Source organism: Streptococcus ruminicola (assembly GCF_011387195.1).
Lineage (GTDB): Bacteria > Bacillota > Bacilli > Lactobacillales > Streptococcaceae > Streptococcus > Streptococcus ruminicola.
Window position 1 is genome coordinate 79246 of the sequence record NZ_CP046919.1, and the last position, 23230, is coordinate 102475.

Consider the following 23230-nt stretch of genomic DNA (forward strand, 5'->3'; position numbering starts at 1 on the left):
ACATTTCCCCCTAATCCATAGCTTTCAACTCTAATACCATATCACGCAGTTGAGCAGCTAGCTCGAAATCAAGCATTTCAGCAGCTTCATGCATTTGTTTTTGAAGTTTCTTAATAGCATCTTTGCGCTCCGCCTTGTTCATACTTGAGTAATCTGGCGTATCCTCAGCTACTTCAGTATCTGTCGCTTTAGAAATAGAAATCAAATCGCGAATTTCTTTCTTAATGGTTTGCGGTACAATACCATGTTCTTCGTTGTAACGCATTTGAATCTTACGACGGCGCGCTGTTTCATCCATAGCTTTTTGCATTGATTCTGTAATCTTATCTGCGTACATGATAACATGACCTTCACTATTTCGCGCAGCACGACCAATGGTTTGAATCAGACCACGTTCATTACGGAGAAATCCTTCTTTATCCGCATCAAGAATAGCAACCAAGCTAACTTCTGGTACGTCAATCCCTTCACGCAGCAAATTAATCCCAATCAAAACATCAAAAACACCTAAACGCAAATCGCGAATAATCTCGGTACGTTCCAAAGTCTTGATATCTGAGTGCATGTATTTGACTTTGACACCCATTTCTTTGAGATAATCCGTCAAATCTTCTGCCATTTTCTTGGTTAATGTCGTGATAAAGGTACGCTCACCTTTTTCAACACGAGCGTTGATTTCACCAAGAAGGTCATCCATTTGCCCCATCGTCGGACGAACTTCGACTTCAGGATCAAGTAGACCTGTCGGACGAATAATTTGTTCAACGACGGTATCGGTTTGTTCTAGTTCATAATCACCAGGGGTCGCTGAGACGTAAACAATTTGGTGAACATGACTTTCAAACTCTTCACGACGAAGCGGACGGTTATCAAGTGCACTTGGCAAGCGGAATCCATAGTTAACCAACATTTCCTTACGTGAACGGTCACCATTGTACATGCCCTTGATTTGTCCCATGGTCATGTGACTTTCATCAACCATAATCAAAAAGTCTTCAGGGAAGAAATCAAGAAGAGTAAATGGTGGCTCACCTTCTGAACGTCCATCCATATAACGAGAATAGTTTTCGACACCATTTGTATAGCCCATCTCGCGAAGCATTTCGACATCATATTCTGTACGTTGACGAATACGCTGTGCTTCGATGAGTTTACCTTCAGCTTCGAACTGCTTAACCTGCTCTTCCATTTCTGCTAGGATTTTTTGAATAGCTTCTTCCATGTGTTCTTCATTGGTCATGAAGTGGGTTGCTGGGAAAATCGCCAAATGCTCAACATCACCTAAAACTTTGCCTGTCAAACTTTCGATTTCTCGAATGCGATCAATTTCATCACCGAAGAATTCGACACGAAAGGCATGTTCGTCTCGGCTGGCTGGGAAAATTTCAACCACATCACCGCGCACACGAAAACGACCACGTTGAAAATCAATGTCATTTCGTTCAAATTGAATGTCAACAAGGTCATTTAACAATTGGTCACGTGAGATTTCCTGACCTGGACGAAGACTTACAACACTATCAGCATATTCTTTCGGTGACCCCAAACCATAAATGCATGATACAGATGCAACGACAATAACATCATTTCGTTCAAGAAGTGATGACGTTGCTGAGTGGCGTAGCTTGTCAATTTCATCATTGACCGAGCTATCTTTTTCAATATAGGTGTCACTTGATGGCACATAAGCTTCGGGTTGGTAATAGTCATAGTAAGATACAAAGTACTCAACCGCATTTTCTGGGAAGAATTCCTTGAATTCCCCATAAAGCTGACCAGCCAGGGTCTTATTATGTGCAATAACAAGGGTCGGTTTATTAACTTTAGCAATGACTTGACTCATCGTATAAGTTTTACCAGTACCTGTTGCTCCGAGAAGAATCTGAGCTTTTTCTCCCCCTTCAATATTATCAACTAAAGTCTCAATTGCCTGTGGTTGGTCACCAGATGGCTCATATTTCGAGACTAATTTAAAATGATTATTTTCTATTCTATCAATCATAATATTCCTCAAACTGTCATTTAATACCTTCATTCTACCATAAATAAGGGCAAAATACTCCCTTTTGATATCGAAGGCAATTCGCCCTGACTTCTCATGTTAGGTTTTCTAACATGATACAAAAACTTAAGTTGCTTAAGTGTCTGAATTTTGATATAATTAATGCAATCTATTCTAAAGGAGACTAACATGAAGCACAAATTGAAAGCTATTATGCTAGCAATGGTTTCTGCAATCTTTGTGTTTGGTGCAAATGCTAACGCCGATACAATCAGTATCGTGTCTGACACTGCATATGCCCCATTCGAATTCAAAGATTCAGATCAAGTTTATAAAGGTATTGACGTTGACATTATTAATGAAGTCGCAAACCGAGAGGGTTGGAATATCGATATGACATTCCCTGGTTTCGACGCAGCTGTTAATGCGGTTCAAGCTGGTCAAGCCGATGCCCTTATGGCTGGTACAACAGTCACAGAAGCTCGTAAAAAAGTCTTCACATTCTCAGATACTTATTACGATACAGCTGTTGTTGTCTACACTCGTAGCGATGCTAAAGTGTCTAACTATAAACAACTGTCAGGTAAAACTGTTGGTGTTAAAAACGGAACTGCTGCACAAGCATTCCTTAAAGAAAATCAAAAGAAATATGGCTATAAAATCAAAACTTTTGATACAAGCGACTTGATGAACAACAGCTTGGATGCTGGTTCAGTCTATGCTGCTATGGATGACCAACCTGTTGTCCAATACGCTATTAGCCAAGGTAAAAACTACGCTATCAATATCGACGGTGAAAAAGTCGGAAGCTTCGCTTTTGCTGTTAAAAAAGGAAGCAAATACGAATACCTCATCGACGAATTTAACCAAGCTTTTGCTGAAATGAAAAAAGATGGTACTTACGATACTATCATGGCAAAATGGCTTGGTGATTCTGATAAAGCTGCTGATCAATCAAGTGTTGTTGCCTCAAGCAGCCTAAAATTATCTGGTGACGCTTCTGCAAAAGCAACTCCAGTCAAATCAAGTTATAAAATCGTTATGGATTCTTCATTTGCCCCATTTGAATACCAAAATGACTCAGGTAAATATGAAGGAATCGACGTTGACTTAATCAAAGCTATCGCAAAACAACAAGGTTTCAACATTGAAATCTCAAACCCAGGTTTTGATGCAGCACTTAACGCTGTCCAAGCTGGTCAAGCTGATGGTGTTATGGCTGGTATGTCAATCACTGATGCGCGTAAAGAAATCTTTGATTTCTCAGATGCTTACTACACTTCAAACATCTTGCTTGCTGTTAAAAAGGGAAGCTCAGTAAAATCATACGATGACTTAAGCGGTAAAACTGTTGGTGCCAAAAATGGTACATCATCTTACACATGGTTGTCAGAACACGCCGCTCAATACGGCTACACACTTCGTGCCTTTGATGAAGCATCTACAATGTATGATAGTTTGAACTCTGGTTCAATCGACGCCCTTATGGATGATGAAGCTGTACTTCGTTATGCTATCAAACAAGGTCGTAACTTTGATACACCAATCGATGGTGAAAAATCTGGTGAATACGGATTTGCCGTAAACAAAGGTGCTAACCCAGAATTGCTTGAAATGTTCAACAACGGTCTTGCTGCACTTGTCAAATCTGGTGAATACGATAAAATCGTAAGCAAATACCTTGGTTCAACTGATTCTAAAAAATCAACATCATCAAGCGTTGATGAAACAACAATTTGGGGACTTATCAAAAACAACTATTCTCAATTGCTCACAGGTCTTGGAACAACTCTTAGTCTAACACTAATTTCATTTGCAATTGCTATGGTTATTGGTATCATCTTTGGTATGATGGCCGTTGCTCCAAATAAAGTTCTTCGTACAATCTCAGCAGTCTTTGTCGATGTTGTTCGTGGTATCCCATTGATGATCGTCGCTGCTTTCATCTTCTGGGGAATTCCAAACCTTATCGAATCAATGACAGGTCACCAAAGCCCAATCAATGATTTCCTTGCTGCAACAATCGCACTTTCATTGAACGCTGGTGCTTATATCGCTGAAATTGTTCGTGGTGGTATCGAAGCAGTTCCTAAAGGACAAATGGAAGCAAGTCGAAGCTTAGGTATCTCATACGGTAAGACAATGAAAAAAGTTATCTTGCCACAAGCCGTTCGCGTGATGTTGCCAAACTTCATCAACCAATTCGTTATTTCATTGAAAGATACAACTATCGTATCAGCAATTGGTCTTGTTGAACTCTTCCAAACAGGTAAAATCATTATCGCTCGTAACTACCAATCATTCCGTATGTACGCTATCTTAGCAATCATCTACCTTGTAATGATCACCCTTTTGACTCGTTTAGCAAAACGTCTAGAAAAGAGGCTTAAATAATGGCAGAATTAAAAATTGATGTTCAAGATTTGCATAAATCTTATGGAGATAATGAAGTCTTAAAAGGAATTACAACACAATTCCACGAAGGTGATGTTGTATGTATCATCGGTCCTTCAGGTTCAGGAAAATCAACTTTCCTTCGTACTCTTAACCTTCTTGAAACAATCACAAGTGGTAAAGTTGTTGTTGATGGTTTTGAACTATCTGACCCAAATACTGACGTCGATAAAGTTCGTGAAAATATCGGTATGGTATTTCAACACTTCAACCTTTTCCCACACATGACTGTTCTTGAAAACATCACTTTCGCTCCTATTGAATTAGGAAAAGAAAGCAAAGAAGATGCTGAAAAACACGCTATGGAACTTCTTGCAAAAGTTGGTCTTGCTGATAAACGCGATGCCAAACCAGATAGCCTATCTGGTGGTCAAAAACAACGTGTCGCTATCGCACGTAGTTTGGCAATGAATCCTGATATCATGCTCTTTGACGAACCAACTTCTGCACTTGACCCTGAAATGGTTGGTGACGTTCTTGGTGTTATGAAAGACTTGGCAGAGCAAGGCATGACTATGTTAATCGTTACCCACGAAATGGGATTTGCTCGTAAAGTTGCCAACCGTGTTATCTTCACAGACGGCGGACAATTTATTGAAGATGGAACACCTGAGCAAATCTTCGATAACCCTCAACACCCACGTCTAAAAGACTTCTTGAACAAAGTATTGAACGTCTAATAACTTAAAAAAACTAGGTTTTAAGACCTAGTTTTTTTGTGTCTCCATATTGACCAAATAACAATATTTTCTTTTAACAATCTCTGTTAAAATTTTGACTTTCATTTTTGCTTTTGGTAGACTGAAGGTAAGTTATCAAGACAAGCTACAAACAAAAACTCAACCCTAATAACTTAGGGAATTACCTCACTTATATTGACAGAAAACTCCTTTTTTAAGCGAGATATGAGCACTAAGGTAGCAAATCCATAACTTTTTTCTGTGTAAAATCAGTAGGTATCTACTGTTTAATATAAGGAGGACTTTGATATGTCTAAGTATGCTGGTACTCAAACCGAAAAAAATTTGCAAGCTGCATTTGCTGGTGAATCTCAAGCACGCAACAAGTACACTTTCTTTGCTTCAAGAGCCAAAAAGGATGGCTTTGAACAAATCGCAGAACTTTTCTTGAAGACTGCTGACAACGAAAAAGAACACGCCAAAATGTGGTATAAAGAACTCTTTGGCATTGGTGATACTGCCGAAAACTTGGAAACTGCAGCAGATGGTGAAAACTACGAATGGACAGATATGTATGTTGAATTCGCCAAAACCGCCGAAAAAGAAGGATTCCCTCAACTTGCTAAAAAATTCCTCATGGTCGCTGAAATCGAAAAACACCACGAAGAACGCTATCGTGCTCTTCTCAAAAATGTCGAAACTGCTAAAGTCTTTGAAAAGAGCGAAGTTAAGATTTGGGAATGTCGCAACTGTGGTCACATTATTGTTGGTACAAAAGCACCAAAAGTTTGCCCAGTCTGCGCTCACGCTCAATCTTACTTCGAAGTCCGAGCTGAAAATTATTAATCTCAAAAATCCTCAGCCTTTTGACTGGGGATTTTCGCATATTCTTTGACAAAAATAGCACTCTTTTGCTAAAATGAAAGCAAATCAAGTAGGAGGAATTTAAGCAATGAACAACTAAGAACAAGACGTTTTGGTATACCATATCAGGTTTTGTTTTTAGTGCACTTCTCTATTCTCTTGCTTATCCATCAGACGTGTTGGGTATTTTTAGCGTTGACCATAATGAGATTCACACTCTACCTGCTATGGTAGAGTGTGTTTTTTTGAAAGCGAGGATCTTATGCTAGAAATTAATCAGTTATCCATTCACCATCTCAAGGATTCTAAGCCAATCATTACAGACTTGCATCTCATTGTAAATCCTGGTGAGAAATTAGCCATTATTGGAGAGGAAGGGACAGGCAAATCAAGCCTACTAAAAACTATCGTATCCCCAAAATTAATTGCAAGCTATGCTGACTTTACTGGACAAATTCGTAATCAGTTTAAAAAAATCGGATACCTTCCACAATCCCTGTCTAAAAATGACCAGACCATCTCTGATTTTCTTTATAAAAATATGGATTATCTTTTCAATTATACAGCTTTTTATCAAATGGCTGCACAACTAGGTTTGAATCTTGCTACATTAGAAGAAAAAAATCAACTTTTATCTAGCTTATCAGGCGGTGAGAAACTTAAGCTCCAACTGTCTAAATTAACTGGACAAGAAGCTGATTTACTCTTATTAGATGAGCCGAGCAGCGATCTTGATATTGACAGTCAAGTAGTCTTAAAAAAATTCATTCAAGAATCTAATAAGACCATTATTTTTATCTCTCACGATGAAGCTATGCTTGAAGATACTGCTACTGCCATCTTACATCTTGAACTTCTTAAGCATCGTCAACTTCCTCGCGCTAGCTATTTCCAAGGAAAGTACCTAGATTACCTTAAACAGCGCCAAAGCACTTATACTAAGCAATTACAAGAAGCCAAAAACGACTATCGCTTAAAGAAAAAACGAGATGCAAAAATCCATCGCATCCACCAAGCTGCCCAATACAATGTTAGACACACTCATGACAGCACTCTTGGAAGACTGGCGGCTAAAAAGATGAAAACTGTTCTTTCACTTGAAAAAAGGTATCAAAAAGAAGATAGCAATCGTGTCGACTTTCCAGAAAACATGGACAACATCGCGCTCTTTTTTAATGATATTTCAACACTTGATAAAAACAAGAGAATTCTTTCTTGGAAAAAGCACCAGTTACCAACTGGACAGAAAATTAATTTAGATATTTTCGGACAAGATAAATTAGTGATAACAGGTAAAAACGGCATTGGAAAAACAAGATTAATCAAACAGATTTATCACGACCTAAACCAAAATCAGCAACTCTCTATCGGTTACATGCCACAAGATTACGACAGTTTCTTTTCAAAAGAGATTTCAACTCTCGAATTTTTAGACGATGTAGCAAATGAGAATACCTCAAGAACCATCCTAGCTTGCCTTCAATTTACAAGAGAAGAAATGGAGCACTCTGCTCTTAACCTATCTGGGGGGCAAAAAGCTAAACTTTTCTTAGCCCACATGGTCCTTTCTAAAAATCAAGCGATTATTCTTGATGAACCAACACGACATTTTTCACCAACAAGCCAACCGCTTATCCGCGAACTCTTCCTTAATTATCCAGGATGCATAATCAGTGTTTCTCACGACCAACATTTTATTCAAACCGTTGCAAGAAAGCACTACCGTTTAACTGAAAATTCCTTAGATAGCAACTAAAAAAGCCCAGCCAAAAAGCTGAGCTCAAGTAGGAGTGCAGGTTAAGACTCTTGGTCTTCTGCTTCTCCTGCTTTTTCTTTTGCTAATTTTTCACGTTCTAAGCGAAAACGTCGATTTGGATTAAGGGTATTGAAAAGTTCTTCTAGCTTTTCAGCATTCCAAACATCGGCTGCTGATACAAAATTACCATCTTTATCTCTAAAAGATATCGGTTTTTCACCCATAAGAACCTCCCGTTAAAAATATCTATAAAACTTATTATCGTTGATAAACACCTGCTACCACGTGAGAAAATGGGTTCGATATCAAACCATTTTCGAACTAGTAAGATACCTAGGCAACGCTCTATAGAGCTTGCCACAACTGTTAATTAGTATACCAATTAGTAATAGCTAACATAACAATCGAACACGTCCTACGAGCTAAACATTACCTTACTTGTTAACAGACATACTACGACGTGAGAAAATGGGTTCGATATCAAACCATTTTCGAACTAGTAAGATGCCTAGGCAACGCTCTATAGAGCTTGCCACAACTGTTAATTAGTATACCAATTAATAATAGCTAACATAACAATCGAACACGTCCTACGAGCTTGGCAAAAAAGATAATTTTTCCTAGAGCTCATTGCTCTTCGTTAAAATTTCTATTTTTGCTTTGCTCGCTTAACGGACTTTGTATCTTATATTAATCCACGAATTCGAATTCAAAGTTACCAATACGAACGATATCTCCGTCTTTAGCACCGCGTTCACGGAGGGCTTCATCGACACCCATACCGCGCAATTGACGGGCAAATTTCATAACTGATTCGTCACGTTCCATATTTGTCATGACAAAGAGTTTTTCAAGTTTTTCACCTGACAATACCCAAGCAGCATCGTCATCACGTGAAATTTCAAACGGACGTTCGTCTGGATCAAATCCGTAGTAAACTTCTTCATCAATCATATCATCTTCAGTGTAAAGCAAGAATTCATCAGTCTTATCAAGCAATTCTGCTGTTGCTTCCATCAGATTTTCCAAACCTTGGTGAGCTAAGCTTGAAATTGGGAAAATCATTGGCATTTCATCGAAATCATCGTAATTTGCTGCCAATTTTTCTTTGAAGACTTTCAAGTTTTCTTCTGCTTCTGGCATGTCCATCTTGTTAGCAACAATGATTTGTGGACGTTCCATCAAACGAAGGTTGTAAGTTTCAAGTTCGTTATTGATTGAAACATAATCTTCGTAAGGGTCACGACCTTCACTTGCTGACATGTCGATAACGTGCAAGATAACACGTGTACGCTCGATGTGACGAAGGAATTGTGTTCCAAGACCTACACCTTGTGAAGCTCCTTCAATCAATCCTGGAAGGTCAGCCATGGCAAAGCTGTCACCTGATTTTGTGCGAACCATACCAAGGTTAGGCACGATTGTTGTAAAGTGATAAGCACCGATTTTGGGTTTAGCAGCTGTAACAACACTTAGTAATGTAGATTTACCAACTGATGGGAACCCAACCAAACCAACATCTGCCAAGATTTTCAATTCAAGTTGAAGTTCACGTTCTTCACCTGGTTCACCATTTTCGGCAATTTCTGGTGCAGGGTTACGTGGTGTCGCAAAGCGAATATTACCACGTCCACCACGTCCACCATGAGCGACAACAAATTCTTGACCATTTTCAACAAGGTCAGTGATAACTTTATTTGTCTCAGCATCACGAACAGTTGTTCCTTGTGGGACACGAACAATAAGGTCTTCTGCACCACGTCCGTGCATTCCCTTTGTCATCCCTTTTTCACCAGATTTAGCTTTAAAAATACGGTTGTAACGGAAGTCCATCAATGTACGAAGTCCTTCGTCAACTTTAAAGATGACTGAACCACCTTTACCACCGTCACCTCCCCAAGGACCGCCATTAGGGACGTATTTTTCACGACGGAAGGCAACCATGCCATCACCACCACGACCAGCTTTAACGCTGATTTTGGCAGTATCTAAAAACATACTCATTATTAATTCCTATTCTTTCATTGTAATAACTGTTGCACTAAAATTGGATGTGCAAAAGCATAAAAAAACGCCTCTTCAGCGTTCTTTAAATAATTGAACCAATAGCAGTCGCAATAAGACCACCTACAGTTACTAGAACCATTAAGATAACAACTACTAAAGTCAGTTTTTCAAACGCTGTTTTTTTACGTGGTCCGTTTTCACCAAATGCCACCTTAATACACCTCGCTCAATTGATTTTATTACTATTATCTTAACATGATTAGGCTAAATAATCAAATAAGTACTGTAAGAAATTTACAGCTCAACGTCAAATACTTCTAGTTTCGCTAGCTCTTCTGCTGTCAATCGACGCCACTCACCTAGTGATAAGTTTTCATCCAATTGTAATGGTCCCATACTCAAACGTTCTAGGTCTGTGACTTCCTTGCCACAAGCTAAAACCATGCGTTTGACTTGATGGAATTTGCCTTCTTTAATCGTAATAGCCACTAAGCTTGTCTTGGCAGCTTCATTAACCTCTAAAATCTCTAGCTGCGCTGGTTGACACGTGAAATCTTTCAACTCGATACCTTTAGCAAAATGCTCGACATCTTCAGCTGTCATAATCCCAGCTACTTTAGCGCGATAAAGCTTATCAACATGCTTTTTAGGCGAAAGCATGGCATGCGCCAATTTCCCATTATTTGTCAAAAGCAAAAGCCCGTGAGTATCAATATCTAATCGCCCAACAGGAAAGACTTCTTTATCCCAAGCTGTCTTATCAAGTAAATCCAGTACCGTCTTATGTTGATTGTCCTCAGTTGCAGAAATGACTCCTTTTGGTTTATTAAGCATGTAATAAACGTATTTTTCATAAGACAGATTTTGTCCCTGACAAATGACTTGATCTACTTTTTCATCGATTTGTGTCTTAGGAGAGGTCTCGATTTTTCCATTGACAGAGACTTGTTTTTTCTTAAGAAGCTGTTTGACTTCTGTGCGTGAGCCTTGACCTGCTTCAACTAAAAATTTATCTAAACGCATATATTTCCTTTTACTAATATGATACTTTCATTGTACCATTTTTTAAGTCATAAAAAAACAAGGCTCGATAGGCTCGAACCTTGTTTAATCATCACCTCATGATTTATTTTTTGTATGCGTGTGTGAAGTCTACAGACAAACCTGTTGAGTTACGGACAAGACCTTTAAGATCTGGATTTTGAAGTGATTTTGTACTACGGAAGTAGATTGGGTTATAAAGTGCGTTGTCATAAAGAGCTTTTTCAGCGGCTTTATAATCATCAGCAGCAGCTTTAGGATCTAGAGCATCTGTAGTAATAGCTTTTTGGTAGGCAGCATCATAATCTGCATTTGAGAACTTACCATAGTTGTATGATGAACCAGTAGTAAAGAGTCCGTAGAATGTAGATCCTTCTGGATAGTCACCACCCCAAAGAACAAGGGCAACATCAAAGTTTTGGTTCTTAGTATCTTCAAGACGTTGTTTGAAAGTAACGAATTTTTCTTCGACTTTCAATCCTGGAAGAGCTTCTTCCCAAGTTTGTTTGATATAGTCAACTGATGCTTTAGCAACTGGAGCATCTGAGTCAGCTGTGATAGTCAATTTAACTGAATCAGTACCAAGTTCTGCAAGACCTTCTTTGAAGAGTTTTGTAGCTTCTTTCTTATCATAGCTGTAACCTGGTGATACGTATTTAGCCAAGTCAGTTCCATCAGGAAGTTTTTCAAGACCTGTTGGTGCTAGAGCTGTTGCAGCTTTTGAACCAGTATCGATGGCAGCTTTAACGATACCTTCACGGTCTGTTGCCAAGTTAAGAGCTTGACGGATTTTAGTGTTATTCAAAGCAGTCACTGTACCAGTTTGGTTGTAAACCATGTAAGTTGTAGTTGCTTCTGGAACTGGAACAACATCTTTACGGTTTTTGTTAGCTTTAAATGTTGCTTCTGTATTTGAGATGTTTGCTGTATCAAGGTCGCCATCTTTGTACATTTGAACAGCTGTATCTGGTTTCTTGATTGTTTGAACGTTTACTTTCTTAGTTTTAACGTCTTTAGCATCCCAGTAGTATTTGTTTTTCACAAGTGTGAAGTTACCGTTTGTACCGTTCCATTTTTTAACAGTGTATGGACCAGAATACAATGCTTTATCTGAAGTTGTACCGTATTGGTCGCCTGCTTTTTCAACAAATGCTTTACTTTGAGGCATGAAGTTTGCAAATGATAGAAGGCTCTCAAATTGTGGAGAAGGGTTTGACAAAGTAAAGATAACTTTGTTTCCATCAGCTTTTACACCAAGTTCATCAACTGATTTTTTACCTGCAATAATATCTTCAGCGTTCAAGACATGAGCGTCTGAGGCAAGATATGAATATTCTGAAGCTGTTTTTGGATCAACAAGACGTTGCCATGTGTAAACAAAGTCTTCAGCAGTCAATTTGCTTCCGTCTGACCATTTAAGGTTATCACGAAGAGTAGCTGTATATGTCAAACCATCTTCTGAAACTTCAACACTTTTAGCCAAATCTGGTTGCAATTTACCATTTTTATCAACTCGAAGAAGGTTACTTCCTGAGTTACCAATAGCAATTGATGAGTAAGTATCAGTTACTTTTGAAATATCAAGTGTGCTGATTTCAGTTGGTACAAACCAATTGATATCTTTGCTAGCAGATTTTGATGATGAATTATTTCCACCACATGCTGCTAGTGTAGCAGCAGACAACAATGTGACAGCCCCAAGACCGACACGTTTTAAAGTTTTGATCTCCATAATAGATCCTCCTACCATATAACTTTCTTTCGGTATGTTATGTATTATAACACAATATTATCTAAAAATACAGAAAATTTGAAAATTAATTAAAATTTCAAAAAGAGTGCTTTCACTCATTTTTCACTCATTTTGCAAACATTTAGACTGATAGAGATGGAAATTGTTCGTTATTTTATAAAAATTCACTTGTTTTGGTGATTTACAATCAGTTTTCTTTTATCATTTTCAGCGATTATTAGAGTTTTAATCACTCAAATAATCATACTTTTCAAAGTATTTGTCAGCGTATAAAAGCTGACATCGTTTTACATATTTTTACATAAAAAGTATAAATATCACACAAAAAATAAGCCCAAACATCAGTTGGGCTTATTTGGTTAAACTAAATTCTAATGCTTACTTTTTATAAGCATGGCTAAAGTCCACTGTTAGACCTGTTGAGTTACGAACAAGGTTTTTAAGATCTGGATTTTGAAGCCATTCAGTACTACGGAAGTAAATTGGATTGTAGTGTGCACCTTCGTAAAGGACTTTTTCAGCTGCTTTATAATCCGCTGCTGCTGCATCAGTATCCAAAGCATCAGTTGTCAAAGCTTTGTTATAAGCTTGGTCAAATTCTGGGCTTGATACTTTACCATAGTTGTAAGCTGATGCTGATGAGAATAAACCATAGAATGTTGATCCTTCTGGATAATCTCCACCCCAAGAAACTAGTGCAACTTCAAAGTTTTGGTTTTTAGTATCTTCAAGACGTTGTTTGAAGGTTACAAATTTTTCTTCAATCTTCAATCCTGGAAGAGCTTCTTCCCAACTTTGTTTGATGTAATCAACAGCTGCTTTTGTAACAGCGTCATCTGAATCAGCAGTCACTGTCAATTTAACTGAGTTTGTACCAAGATCAGCTAAGCCTTCTTTAAATAATTTAGCGGCAGCTTTTTCGTCGTACTTGTAACCTGGTTCAACGTATTTAGAAAGGTCAGTACCATCAGTTAATTTAGCAAGTCCTGGTGTTGCAAGAGCTGTGGCTGGTTTTGATCCTGTATCGATAGCTGCTTCAACAACTCCTTTACGGTCAGTCGCTAGGTTAAGTGCTTGACGGATTTTTTCATTAGCAAGAGAGGCAACTGAGCCCGTTTCGTTATAAACGATGTAAGTCATTCGAGCTTCTGGTACTGGAACAGCATCTTTGTTTCCTTTATTAGCTTTATAGATTGATGAGGTTGCTGAGATATTTGCGGTATCAAGCTCACCGTTTTTGTACATTTGAACGGCAGTATCTGCTTTTTTGATTGCTTGAAGATTGACTTTTTCAGTCTTAACGTTCTTAGCATCCCAATAGTATTTATTTTTAACTAAAGTAAAGCTGCCATCACTTCCGTTCCAGCCTTTGATAGTATATGGTCCAGAATAGATTTGGTCTTTAGAAGTTGTAGCATATTTATCGCCTTCTTTTTCAACAAATGCTTTTTTCTGTGGCATAAAGTTAGAAAAAGCTAGATAGTACTTAAATTGTGGGCATGGACTTGTAAGCTTAAAGGTAATTTTATTACCATCAGCTTTAACACCAAGTTGACTCAAATCAGAGATTTCACCAGTATTAATCTTATCAGCATTTTCAAGATGTGATTCAACAGCTAAATAAGCGTATTCTGAAGCTGTCTTTGGATCAACCATACGTTGCCATGTGTAGACAAAATCATCAGCAGTCAAGTCACTACCGTCTGACCATTTCAAACCATCACGCAAAGTCGCTGTATATGTCAAACCATCCTCAGAAACTTCGACACTTTTTGCCAAGTCTGGTTTTGGTTCACCTTTTTTATCTACACGAAGTAGGTTACTTGATGAGTTCCCAATTGCTAGCGCAGAATATTGGTCAGTATTTTTTGAGATATCCAGTGTCAAAATCTCAGTCGGTGTGTACCAATTAATCTCGTTTTTATTAGCTGCAGTTTTATTTCCGCCCCCACATGCTGCTAGTAGAGCGACAGAAGCCAAACTAACCGCTCCCAGACCAACACGTTTCCAAGTTGATTTACTTTCCATAAAAATTTCCTCCTACCATAAACTTTCTTTCGGTATGTCTGGTATTATAACACACTATTTTCTAAAAATACAGAAAATTTTAAAATTAATAAAAATTTCAAAAACTCACTTTATGATAACAAGATGTCATTTATGGCTGAAAAATGGTGAAATTGCTTGAAAATACAGGCTTTTAAGGCACTTTTATGGCAAAGTCCACTACTTCTGGTATTCTTGATTTTTCACTTTTTGCAAAGATTAAAAAATAAAAGCATAAAATTTTACGCTTCTTTCCTGCAAAATAAGTGAGAAAAACTAACACGATAATAAAAAAGAATGCCCAAAGGACACCCTTTTATCTATATTATTTTGCTAAAGTTGCTGCGCGTTTTAGTGAAGCATCAATATTTTCACAAAGATTTTCTTGACCAACTTTTTCGATAAAGCCAGCTTTTTCCATCACACGATATGGTTGTTTATTAACGTGAGATAAAATCAATGTCATGCCACGTTTTTTGCAGATTTCAAGTGTTTCTTCAAGAGCTTCAAGTCCTGAAATATCCATAGCAGGCACATTACGCATACGAAGAATCAAAACATTTTTGCCTTCTTCATGAGTGAAGTTAAGGAAGTCATTTGCTGCACCGAAGAACAATGAACCAAAGATTTCATAAACAACTGTGTTACTTGGCACATGTTTCAAATCAGTGTTTTCTGAAAGTTCAGCGTCATCAAGGCTATCTTTATCAACCCATTGACGAACTGCGGCAACGTCTGACATACGTTTAAGGAATAAGAAGGCAGCCAAAACCATACCAAATTCGATGGCTACAACAAGGTCAAAGAAGACTGTTAACACAAGTGTAATTACCAAAACAGCAATATCACTCTTAGGTGCTTTTTTAAGCATGTGAACAAATGTACGCCATCCACTCATGTTATAAGCAACCATAATCAAGATTGAAGCAAGACAGCTCATTGGGATAAGTGATGCGTAAGGCATCAAGAACAAGAGGATCAAGAGCAATGTCACAGCGTGAGTCATACCAGCGATTGGTGTACGACCACCATTTTTAACGTTGGCTGCTGTACGAGCGATAGCACCTGTAGCAGGGATACCACCAAATAGAGCAGACATCATGTTACCAACACCTTGTCCGACCAATTCAGCATTTGAACGGTGGTGACTACCAATCATACCATCTGAAACCACACATGAAAGAAGTGATTCGATAGATGCCAAAATTGCAATTGTAAAGGCTGGTGAAATCATTTGACGGATAAGACCAAATGACAATTCAGGCATTGTAAATGACGGTAAACCAGCTTTGATAGTGTACAAGTCACCGATTGTTTTAACTGACATGTGACCAAATCCAACAAGAGCTGTTGTCACGATAATAGCAACAAGAGAACCTGGGATTTTTTGAGAAACACGTGGCCAGAAGATTTGGATAAGCAATGCAATCATACCAATCAAAAGTGTAGGCCAGTTGATTGTATTGATGTGTTGAGCGTAAGCTACCATTTTCTCAACAAACTCAGCTGGAACAGCACCCATGCTTAGTCCGAAGAAATCTTTTAGTTGACCAACAAAGATTCCGACAGCAATACCTAATGTGAACCCAACTGTGATTGTTTTAGGGATGAATTTAATCAAGTCTCCAAAACGAAGAAGCCCCATGACAATCATCATAATACCAGCTAAGAATGTTGCAATGGTAAGACCTGCCATACCATATTGAGCAATGATACCATAGATGATAACAACAAACGCTGCTGTCGGTCCACCGATTTGAACACGACTACCACCTAAAAATGAAATAAAAAAACCTGCGACAACTGCAGTATAAAGACCTTGTTCTGGATTAACACCTGATGCAATCGCTAAAGCAATTGACAATGGTAGGGCAATGATCGCCACAATAATCCCCGCAACAAGGTCTTTTGCAAACTGTGCACCCGAATAATTTTTAAGAGTACTAAACAGTTTTGGCTTAATATACTTAAAAGCGTCCATCTTTTCCTCCTACTTTTATTTGTTCTCAGACGCTTACGAGAACTGACGTTACCATTTTATCACACCAAAAGTTAGAATTCTAGGGATATTAACATAAAAACTTGCAATATTTGCCCCTTTTTTGCTCCTCTAAGGGCTTCTACTTGAAATTTTGACCAAAAAACACTAACCAGCTAAAATGTAAGCGCTACACGTCAATATACGCTTATCTAAGATAATCAAAAAATGTCAGTAGGAAAAATTCTGATTTTTTCATAAAAAATATCCGAGATTTTCACCTCAGATATTAAAATTATTCAAATGCCTACTTTCTACAAAACTTCTACAACTTCAAACTCTTCAAAGACAACTGACATTTGTGGTGAAAAGTGATACCCAAGCATCTCTCCCTCACGAGTGAAGAAACGCTCGTGGCTTCTTTTCCAAGAGTCTAATGTCTCATCTTCGCCTTCAAGCTTAGCAAGGTCATAAGTGATTTCTTCATAAGGAAGAATGTGCAATTTCTTTGTTCTCACCACACAACGAGGATTGCCATCCCAATCAGTAATGACACTTAACTCTCCTTCTTTTGGCATAGTTTCATCACCAAGTTCAAAAGCTGCTAAGCTGCTTGACGTCGCTCTTTTCTGACCTTTTAAAACCAAATCAAGCAAACTATTACAAGCTTTCTCGGTCAGCTCGAAATGCCATTTTTCAAGATTTTCGATGTTCATTTACTTTTCCTTTTCTCTCTTATTTTTATTAAATGTTACAAATTGCCATCACAGATTGATACCATTTTTCAGGATATGATGCCAAAAGTTCTTCGTGACGATAATTTTGTCTATGAATAATAGGATTTTTGAAATGTTTTTTATAGCGTTTTAAATACTTCTCGCCCATTTTTTCCGCATAAAAAATATGTACCTTAGTCTCATCATTTTCAATCATATTAGCTAAAGGCGTGATTAAATCTGAGTAGAATTGATTGAAAAGTGATTGTTTACTGACAAATGTCAAACCAGTCATGAAAGAAAAAATATCCCTCACATAAGAATCTTTAGAAGACTCTTTTTGAAAATAGCTTTGCACACATTTGGAACAAAATACCCGTTTTTCAAAAAAGGATGCATTAGCATTACTAGCAATTTTCCCTTTAAAAAGGCTAATAGATGATTCTCTTGGTCAAAATCCGAACTACCAATAATTGCTTTTGACATTATCACTTTCTTTCGTGCCACAAGCTGTGCGACAAGTGTTCCACCAAGTGATGAACCATAAGCTGCAAAAATTTTTCCTTGATAATTTTGCTGAATCATCTCTTCAATCTTTTGAACCTCAGCCAAAATTGATTGAAAATCCTCCCTATCCTCACCATCAAATCCTGTATACGAAACAACAAGGACAAAAAAATCTGACAGCAATCGTGGAATCACTTTCTCAAAATTCGCTTTCCAGTGACACATGGTTCCTGGTAACAAGATGATAATCGTTTTTGAAGAATCACCAAATTCATGACATAACATGACTAAACTTACACTCACCTTCTAAATTGACATCGACTCCCTAGCATTATATCACTTTCTCAAGAAAAAAAGCTGTAACAACTTGTGCTACAGTCGATTTAACTTATCTACAATTTCTTAGTAGAGATTATGTTGCATGTTTTGATAATCTTTAAAAAGTTTCAAACAATCATCATGACTAAGTTGAACAAGGTAATCTTCAGGGAGATTTTTTCGTCCTCCCATAAGCTCATCAAAGCGTTGGTCACGAAAACCAATCATGGCATTATCAGCAATCGTACAACCATAATATACTTTATCAATATTTGCCCAAAGACAAGCTGCTAGACACATTGGACACGGCTCTCCAGTTGTAAACAAAGTTGTTCCTGACAAATCATGCGTGCCAAGTTTTTGACCTGCTGCTCTGATTGCCGTTACTTCTCCATGTGCTGTTGGATCGTGGTGAGCTAGAACCATGTTATGCCCACTAGCAATGATCTTACCATCTTTTACGATAACTGCACCAAAGGGGCCACCATCTCCCTTTTTAATCCCTTCGTAAGCCTCTTCAATAGCCTTTTGCATGTATTCATTATCCATATGGGGCACCCCTTTCATATCTGTTAACTTAAGTATATCACACATTTTCAGAAAGCGATATCATAAAAAATTGATTTACATCATCTAATAGTAAATCTTACGTCCATAAAGAGGTGATAAACAAAGCTGAACAATTTTCGCTTTTGACAAAGCCACAATTTTCATAGAAATCAATCTCCTTATTGTAGCCAATCACAGCAATTCTCATAAAAGATTTGTATTTTTCTTTGACCAGTTGAATCAACTTACTTCCAATCGTGTGACCTTGATAGGCAGGATCAACAAGCAAATAATGAATATAAGCATTCATCACCCCATCATCCATAGCACAAATCATGCCAACTAATTGGTCGCCATCCCAAGCCGAATAGACAGTATTAAAATTCTGCATAGCCAGAACAAGCTTTTCAGGATAATGCCCTGATGACCATTCTACTGAAAGAAATAAACGCTCCAAATCACTGCACCTAAAGTCATGAATTGCTTTGTATTCAATAGCCGCCATAATACAACCTCTTTCTTTATTCAGCTAAATCTTCTGTGTTAGTTATCACGCGCTTTAGTTTTTACTGTTTCCCTTCAAATGTTTTTCAATATAATCAAAAAATGGTTTCTTTTTGACGTCGAAGACGTGGTTTTCATACCATGTGTAGGATTCTTTTAAGCCAATTTCTAGAGGTGTTAGCTCTGGTAATAATTTCTCTTGCCTTTTGACATCTAAAAAGAACTCATAGTCGTAAAAACTAAAGTAATTGCGCTGATCGACCTCATCAAAGACTTCGATGAATTCTGGAATTTTATTGCTGCAGGCATAGCAGAGCTTCACCCACTGGCGAGTACTTATAACTTCAGTATTTCCTACGTTATAGAGGTGTTCTGTTGGCCGCTTTTCAATAATAGCTTCCATCATGCGGCACAAATCCTTAATATAAAAGAATTGTAATTTTAATTCACCGTGGCGTGGCAGATAAAATGGCAAATCATCCTTAGCACAATCAAAGACAAAAGCTTCGCGATAGACATTATTCATCGGTCCGTATAGATATGGTGGACGTAAAATATAAGCTTCTGGAACCAGCTCAAGCAAACGTTTTTCTGCTGCAATCTTATCTAGACCATACTGGCCCCAGAATTTATTTTCACCAAGTTGAGAGGTTTCTAAAAATGGTTGCGCGCCGTCATCTGGATAAACAGAACTTGAACTAATCATGATATATGTTTCAAATGAGCCTATTGCTTCTACTAAACAAGAAATGTCATTAGCGTTATAAGCTGTCACATCCAAAACGATATCGAAATGGAGACTCTTCAATCGATTACCCAAATCATGTCGGTCAGCTTGAATCACAGTCACGCCTTCAACTTGTGTCTTGGTATTTCGATTGAGCACATAGACGTCATAGCCTTTTTTAGCAAAATAAGCCGCTGTATACTTGCTAACAAAAACTGTGCCCCCCGTTACAAGTACTGTTTTCATCCAGAAACCTCCTTTTGAATTATCAGAATATTATGATACTTGCATTGTAGCACAAAAAGACAGCACTTACAAAGAACAACTGTTTTTTAGCTTCTATCTCGCGTCATCCTCTAAAACATTCAAAAACTGCAGCCAGAAAAGCTACAGTTTAACATCTTATTCTTTATAGATTCAATCGTCTGATAAATTACTCGCCTTCATCATCGTCATCTTTGTCAATAAATAATCCAACCATAACCCCAAAGGCAATACCAAGTGACATCCAAAGTCCAATATTATGTGTTAGAAAGCCTATTCCTGCACCAATGGCTACTCCAAATCCCATACCAATTAAAATACCATTTCCTTTAGTCATAATATTGCCCTCCTAAAATCTGAAACTATAAGTGCTTTTCAAATCGAAACATTTCTGAAGCCTCATCATCATTTGGATCTTTGTGATGGCTGTTAAAGAATTCAACAATCTTAAACCCACAGCGATTCACATAAAAATGAATGTTACGTTTTTCAAAATATGGCGTCACGGTTTCCCAGATTTTCACCTGAGGAAACATCTTTTCAATTTGACACCAAGCGCCGTAGCCAACTCCCTTACTGTGGCATTTTGGAGAAACAAAAAGCAAATCCAAATCTCCTCTATCTCCCTCAATACGGACTACAACACCACCGACAACCTTTCCATCATCAAGGATACGGTAGGCTTCTCCACTATCTATGGATTCTTCAATTGTCTCTCGAGAGATGATTTGACCATCTTCTTCAAAATGGTCATCTCGAAGACCAAATTCCTCTAAAGCTCCATAATTAAAAGCTTCTTGGTTATCTTTAATAAATCGTTCACGGTCACTTGAAACAAGTGGTTTCAACTCAATCATACTTACCTCTTTTAGTGAAAAATTATTATCCTCCAACTTTTGAGACGAGTTTTAAAAATTTTTTGGCATTCATCTGCTCATTTGTGACATAATCCCCGTTGTAAAAAAGAGCGTAGGTCGTTATGGGTGTCGGCGCAGCTTGCGCTGTTTTCCTATCCGTAATTTGAATAGCCTTAAAAGAAATCCCTTCTTGCTTAGCTGTTGCTTCAAGGATTGGAACGTATTTCGCATTAAAAGGACATTGGCTGGTGTAATACAAAACATAACCTGATTTTTCGATGTGAGGGTGTTTGGCACAAGCTTTAAAGTTTGGTACTTTAGCATCATCGGAAAACGGCAGATACCAAAGTTGAATGCCATTATCAGCTTCATCAGCCACCTTAAAACCTTTGTAGGCTAAATACTTTGGATCAGCAAGAAATGGTTTCTTCTTAGCTGCTGCTAAGATACACAAGCCATTCTTCCCTTTTGCTTTGCTATCAGCGATACAAGCCTCCAGCAAATCAGTCGAATAACCATGACCTTTTAAAGAACCCGAAACCCAGAGACAATCAATATACATGTAATCTTCTGCCTCAATGGGATTCCAAGCCTTTTCTGCAGGGATATACTCGATAAAACACTTGCCACGTTCAACACTTTTTAGAAAAACAAGTCCATCATCAAAGCGCTCAGATAACCAAGCTTTTTTAGACGAGACTTGAGCGTCTTTGTTGTTAGAAATAGCACAGCAAATATGCTCCTTTTCTAAATTATCTTTTGTCACTTGGATGTATTCCATAATCAATACCTCCTAATCACCTAAGAAAACGTTATCACTCTTTGTTTTCATTGTAGCAAAATCAGCTCATTATGACAAAAGAAAAACGAGCCTTTGACAGGCTAGTTTCCTTTTTTCTTAGGTTCTGGCAGTTCTTCGTACATGGCTTGCAACAAGCGGCTGAGTAAAGCTTTGTCATCAAGTTGATCGACTAAAAGCATCTTTTTAGCACCATCATAGGGAAGTTCAAGCCTTGCTTCTGGTAATAAAGCTGTAGCAGACTTAGTTGGTTTAATCAAAAAACGATTGTCATAAATCCCACCAATGACCTTACCACGGTAATAAAGGATGTATTCTCCCATCATTGAACGGTAGGAAATCTCTGGAATTTCTGAAAGTTTGTCCAATATAAAAACTAAGTATTCTTTACTCGATGCCATATCGTTCACTCCTTAATCATAAGTTCTCCAAGAGTTCTTTCACATATAAATCTGGCTGGTTAATCGCATATTGACCGTGAGCCAGACCAGCTTTGATTTCCAAGCGACTGTCTGGTAAAAGATCATGTAAATACCTTGCTGAAGCATGCATCTTTTTAGTTTCTTTTTCTCCCACAATAATGCGAACACGCGCTAACGAATTCTTCAAATTTTTCTTTACTTGATACAAGCTACTTGCTTTTGTAAAAGCAATCAAATTTTGCTTAGAAAGTTTCACCGTGTCCTCATAATAGTGTTCAAACAAATCAGCTCGAATGCCAAGGGAGCGAAACTGCATCTTTGCAAACCACTTCTTCTTAATCAAAGGAAAACTCATCGAAAATAGCGGAGCGACCAAACCTGCTGTCAATTTATCTGGAATAATGGCAGCACTTTCTACAATAGCGTACTGACAAATATCTTTTCGCAAAGCAAGCATTTCTAAAAGAATCTGACCACCTAGCGACAAACCAGCAATCAGAAAAACTGAACCACCGTAGGTTTTATCAATATAATCCAGAAGTCGCTTAGCATTATCTTCAATGCTTGTAAAATCAGCATCACTTCCAGCATGTCCATCAAGAATTGGCAAAACCACATGATAGTTTTCACACAGCAAATCCATCTGAGCTTGATATTGCCACCACGACAAACCGCCACCGTGAAGTAACACGATAACGTCTTGATTTTCTTGACCAACTTCAACAACTTTCATCACAATCTCCTCCCCCAAAATGCTAACAAAAAAGACCAAAAGTCCTAGTAAAATAATAACACAGCACAACTAATCAAGTACCTGTTATCATATTACCATACTTTTGATTTTATTTGATGGGGGTAATGTTTTTAGAAAGTGGGATAGAATATTTGATAATATCACAATAGGACAACTGTTAAGTAGATATCAGACTTAAAGTAACTATGCTTCAATCTCGCTACTACAATCCTCAATTTCATTAAAATCATTT

The 23230-nt window shown here is 37.8% G+C and carries 23 protein-coding genes; 4 read left to right on the plus strand and 19 right to left on the minus strand.

What is annotated here, in order from left to right:
* Positions 1-10 precede the first annotated feature (10 nt).
* A complete protein-coding gene (gene uvrB / locus GPZ88_RS00395; protein ID WP_074560565.1) occupies positions 11-2002 on the minus strand; it encodes an excinuclease ABC subunit UvrB in 1992 nt (663 codons plus the stop codon).
* Between the two features lie 189 nt (positions 2003-2191).
* Between uvrB and GPZ88_RS00400 the strand changes: the two genes are divergently transcribed.
* From GPZ88_RS00400 to GPZ88_RS00415, 4 genes are all read left to right on the plus strand, one after another.
* Positions 2192-4396, plus strand: coding sequence for an ABC transporter substrate-binding protein/permease (locus tag GPZ88_RS00400; RefSeq protein WP_039696659.1), 2205 nt, complete (start codon positions 2192-2194; stop codon positions 4394-4396).
* A complete protein-coding gene (locus GPZ88_RS00405; protein ID WP_039696658.1) occupies positions 4396-5136 on the plus strand; it encodes an amino acid ABC transporter ATP-binding protein in 741 nt (246 codons plus the stop codon). The genes GPZ88_RS00400 and GPZ88_RS00405 overlap by 1 nt, the downstream gene beginning before the upstream one ends.
* A 309-nt stretch (positions 5137-5445) precedes the next feature.
* A complete protein-coding gene (gene rbr, locus GPZ88_RS00410; protein WP_039696657.1) occupies positions 5446-5982 on the plus strand; it encodes a rubrerythrin in 537 nt (178 codons plus the stop codon).
* A gap of 280 nt (positions 5983-6262) precedes the next feature.
* A complete protein-coding gene (locus tag GPZ88_RS00415) occupies positions 6263-7756 on the plus strand; it encodes an ATP-binding cassette domain-containing protein (protein ID WP_166042885.1) in 1494 nt (497 codons plus the stop codon).
* Positions 7757-7797: 41 nt separating this feature from the next.
* On the opposite strand, the gene GPZ88_RS00420 is transcribed toward GPZ88_RS00415, so the two are convergent.
* From GPZ88_RS00420 to GPZ88_RS00505, 18 genes are all read right to left on the minus strand, one after another.
* Positions 7798-7980: a hypothetical protein gene (locus GPZ88_RS00420; protein ID WP_014334954.1), complete on the minus strand. Its 183-nt coding sequence runs from the start codon at positions 7978-7980 to the stop codon at positions 7798-7800.
* 466 nt (positions 7981-8446) lie between these two features.
* Complete coding sequence (gene obgE, locus GPZ88_RS00425) at positions 8447-9760, minus strand: GTPase ObgE (protein WP_039696654.1); 1314 nt, start codon at positions 9758-9760, stop codon at positions 8447-8449.
* A gap of 85 nt (positions 9761-9845) precedes the next feature.
* Positions 9846-9974, minus strand: a complete 129-nt coding sequence (locus GPZ88_RS00430) for a DUF4044 domain-containing protein (RefSeq protein WP_003065505.1) — start codon at positions 9972-9974, stop codon at positions 9846-9848.
* Between the two features lie 83 nt (positions 9975-10057).
* The gene (locus GPZ88_RS00435; RefSeq protein ID WP_157629161.1) at positions 10058-10786 is read right to left on the minus strand and encodes a pseudouridine synthase; all 729 of its coding nucleotides are present in this window, start codon (positions 10784-10786) and stop codon (positions 10058-10060) included.
* A gap of 103 nt (positions 10787-10889) precedes the next feature.
* Entirely contained in the window at positions 10890-12536 is a 1647-nt protein-coding gene (locus GPZ88_RS00440; RefSeq protein ID WP_158914144.1) for a peptide ABC transporter substrate-binding protein, read from the minus strand.
* A 399-nt stretch (positions 12537-12935) separates the two neighbouring features.
* The gene (locus tag GPZ88_RS00445) at positions 12936-14585 is read right to left on the minus strand and encodes a peptide ABC transporter substrate-binding protein (RefSeq protein ID WP_166042886.1); all 1650 of its coding nucleotides are present in this window, start codon (positions 14583-14585) and stop codon (positions 12936-12938) included.
* A gap of 343 nt (positions 14586-14928) precedes the next feature.
* A complete protein-coding gene (locus GPZ88_RS00450; protein WP_133018328.1) occupies positions 14929-16584 on the minus strand; it encodes a SulP family inorganic anion transporter in 1656 nt (551 codons plus the stop codon).
* Positions 16585-16895: 311 nt separating this feature from the next.
* A complete protein-coding gene (locus GPZ88_RS00455; protein ID WP_074566478.1) occupies positions 16896-17297 on the minus strand; it encodes an ASCH domain-containing protein in 402 nt (133 codons plus the stop codon).
* A 28-nt stretch (positions 17298-17325) separates the two neighbouring features.
* A complete protein-coding gene (locus GPZ88_RS00460) occupies positions 17326-17592 on the minus strand; it encodes a hypothetical protein (protein ID WP_166042888.1) in 267 nt (88 codons plus the stop codon).
* 17 nt (positions 17593-17609) lie between these two features.
* A complete protein-coding gene (locus GPZ88_RS00465; RefSeq protein WP_166042890.1) occupies positions 17610-18089 on the minus strand; it encodes an alpha/beta fold hydrolase in 480 nt (159 codons plus the stop codon).
* Between the two features lie 117 nt (positions 18090-18206).
* Positions 18207-18671 (minus strand): nucleoside deaminase, encoded by a 465-nt coding sequence (locus GPZ88_RS00470; protein ID WP_166042893.1) that lies wholly within the window; start codon positions 18669-18671, stop codon positions 18207-18209.
* 97 nt (positions 18672-18768) lie between these two features.
* Positions 18769-19176 carry a GNAT family N-acetyltransferase gene (locus GPZ88_RS00475; RefSeq protein ID WP_166042895.1) on the minus strand — a complete coding sequence of 136 codons (408 nt, stop codon included), beginning with the start codon at positions 19174-19176 and terminating at the stop codon, positions 18769-18771.
* 54 nt (positions 19177-19230) lie between these two features.
* Positions 19231-20148: an NAD-dependent epimerase/dehydratase family protein gene (locus tag GPZ88_RS00480; RefSeq protein WP_166042897.1), complete on the minus strand. Its 918-nt coding sequence runs from the start codon at positions 20146-20148 to the stop codon at positions 19231-19233.
* Between the two features lie 187 nt (positions 20149-20335).
* Positions 20336-20503, minus strand: a complete 168-nt coding sequence (locus tag GPZ88_RS00485; protein WP_006532590.1) for a glycine zipper domain-containing protein — start codon at positions 20501-20503, stop codon at positions 20336-20338.
* A 25-nt stretch (positions 20504-20528) separates the two neighbouring features.
* Positions 20529-21023: a GNAT family N-acetyltransferase gene (locus GPZ88_RS00490; protein ID WP_074965210.1), complete on the minus strand. Its 495-nt coding sequence runs from the start codon at positions 21021-21023 to the stop codon at positions 20529-20531.
* A 25-nt stretch (positions 21024-21048) separates the two neighbouring features.
* On the minus strand, positions 21049-21804 hold the full coding sequence (locus GPZ88_RS00495; protein ID WP_166042899.1) for an N-acetyltransferase: 756 nt from the start codon (positions 21802-21804) through the stop codon (positions 21049-21051).
* Positions 21805-21905: 101 nt separating this feature from the next.
* A complete protein-coding gene (locus GPZ88_RS00500; protein ID WP_166042901.1) occupies positions 21906-22223 on the minus strand; it encodes a TfoX/Sxy family protein in 318 nt (105 codons plus the stop codon).
* Between the two features lie 16 nt (positions 22224-22239).
* Positions 22240-22977, minus strand: coding sequence for an alpha/beta fold hydrolase (locus GPZ88_RS00505; RefSeq protein ID WP_166042903.1), 738 nt, complete (start codon positions 22975-22977; stop codon positions 22240-22242).
* Positions 22978-23230: the final 253 nt, after the last annotated feature.

Coding starts and splice junctions, on each gene's coding strand:
- GPZ88_RS00450 (WP_133018328.1), bottom strand. CDS start 16,584: ATGGACGCTTTTAAGTATATTAAGCCAAAACTGTTTAGTACTCTTAAA.
- GPZ88_RS00405 (WP_039696658.1), top strand. CDS start 4,396: ATGGCAGAATTAAAAATTGATGTTCAAGATTTGCATAAATCTTATGGA.
- GPZ88_RS00420 (WP_014334954.1), bottom strand. CDS start 7,980: ATGGGTGAAAAACCGATATCTTTTAGAGATAAAGATGGTAATTTTGTA.
- GPZ88_RS00505 (WP_166042903.1), bottom strand. CDS start 22,977: ATGAAAGTTGTTGAAGTTGGTCAAGAAAATCAAGACGTTATCGTGTTA.
- GPZ88_RS00465 (WP_166042890.1), bottom strand. CDS start 18,089: ATGTTATGTCATGAATTTGGTGATTCTTCAAAAACGATTATCATCTTG.
- GPZ88_RS00490 (WP_074965210.1), bottom strand. CDS start 21,023: ATGATTGAGTTGAAACCACTTGTTTCAAGTGACCGTGAACGATTTATT.
- GPZ88_RS00485 (WP_006532590.1), bottom strand. CDS start 20,503: ATGACTAAAGGAAATGGTATTTTAATTGGTATGGGATTTGGAGTAGCC.
- GPZ88_RS00445 (WP_166042886.1), bottom strand. CDS start 14,585: ATGGAAAGTAAATCAACTTGGAAACGTGTTGGTCTGGGAGCGGTTAGT.
- uvrB (WP_074560565.1), bottom strand. CDS start 2,002: ATGATTGATAGAATAGAAAATAATCATTTTAAATTAGTCTCGAAATAT.
- obgE (WP_039696654.1), bottom strand. CDS start 9,760: ATGAGTATGTTTTTAGATACTGCCAAAATCAGCGTTAAAGCTGGTCGT.
- GPZ88_RS00500 (WP_166042901.1), bottom strand. CDS start 22,223: ATGGCATCGAGTAAAGAATACTTAGTTTTTATATTGGACAAACTTTCA.
- GPZ88_RS00470 (WP_166042893.1), bottom strand. CDS start 18,671: ATGGATAATGAATACATGCAAAAGGCTATTGAAGAGGCTTACGAAGGG.
- rbr (WP_039696657.1), top strand. CDS start 5,446: ATGTCTAAGTATGCTGGTACTCAAACCGAAAAAAATTTGCAAGCTGCA.
- GPZ88_RS00475 (WP_166042895.1), bottom strand. CDS start 19,176: ATGGCGGCTATTGAATACAAAGCAATTCATGACTTTAGGTGCAGTGAT.
- GPZ88_RS00495 (WP_166042899.1), bottom strand. CDS start 21,804: ATGGAATACATCCAAGTGACAAAAGATAATTTAGAAAAGGAGCATATT.
- GPZ88_RS00455 (WP_074566478.1), bottom strand. CDS start 17,297: ATGAACATCGAAAATCTTGAAAAATGGCATTTCGAGCTGACCGAGAAA.
- GPZ88_RS00440 (WP_158914144.1), bottom strand. CDS start 12,536: ATGGAGATCAAAACTTTAAAACGTGTCGGTCTTGGGGCTGTCACATTG.
- GPZ88_RS00435 (WP_157629161.1), bottom strand. CDS start 10,786: ATGCGTTTAGATAAATTTTTAGTTGAAGCAGGTCAAGGCTCACGCACA.
- GPZ88_RS00460 (WP_166042888.1), bottom strand. CDS start 17,592: ATGACTGGTTTGACATTTGTCAGTAAACAATCACTTTTCAATCAATTC.
- GPZ88_RS00415 (WP_166042885.1), top strand. CDS start 6,263: ATGCTAGAAATTAATCAGTTATCCATTCACCATCTCAAGGATTCTAAG.
- GPZ88_RS00480 (WP_166042897.1), bottom strand. CDS start 20,148: ATGAAAACAGTACTTGTAACGGGGGGCACAGTTTTTGTTAGCAAGTAT.
- GPZ88_RS00400 (WP_039696659.1), top strand. CDS start 2,192: ATGAAGCACAAATTGAAAGCTATTATGCTAGCAATGGTTTCTGCAATC.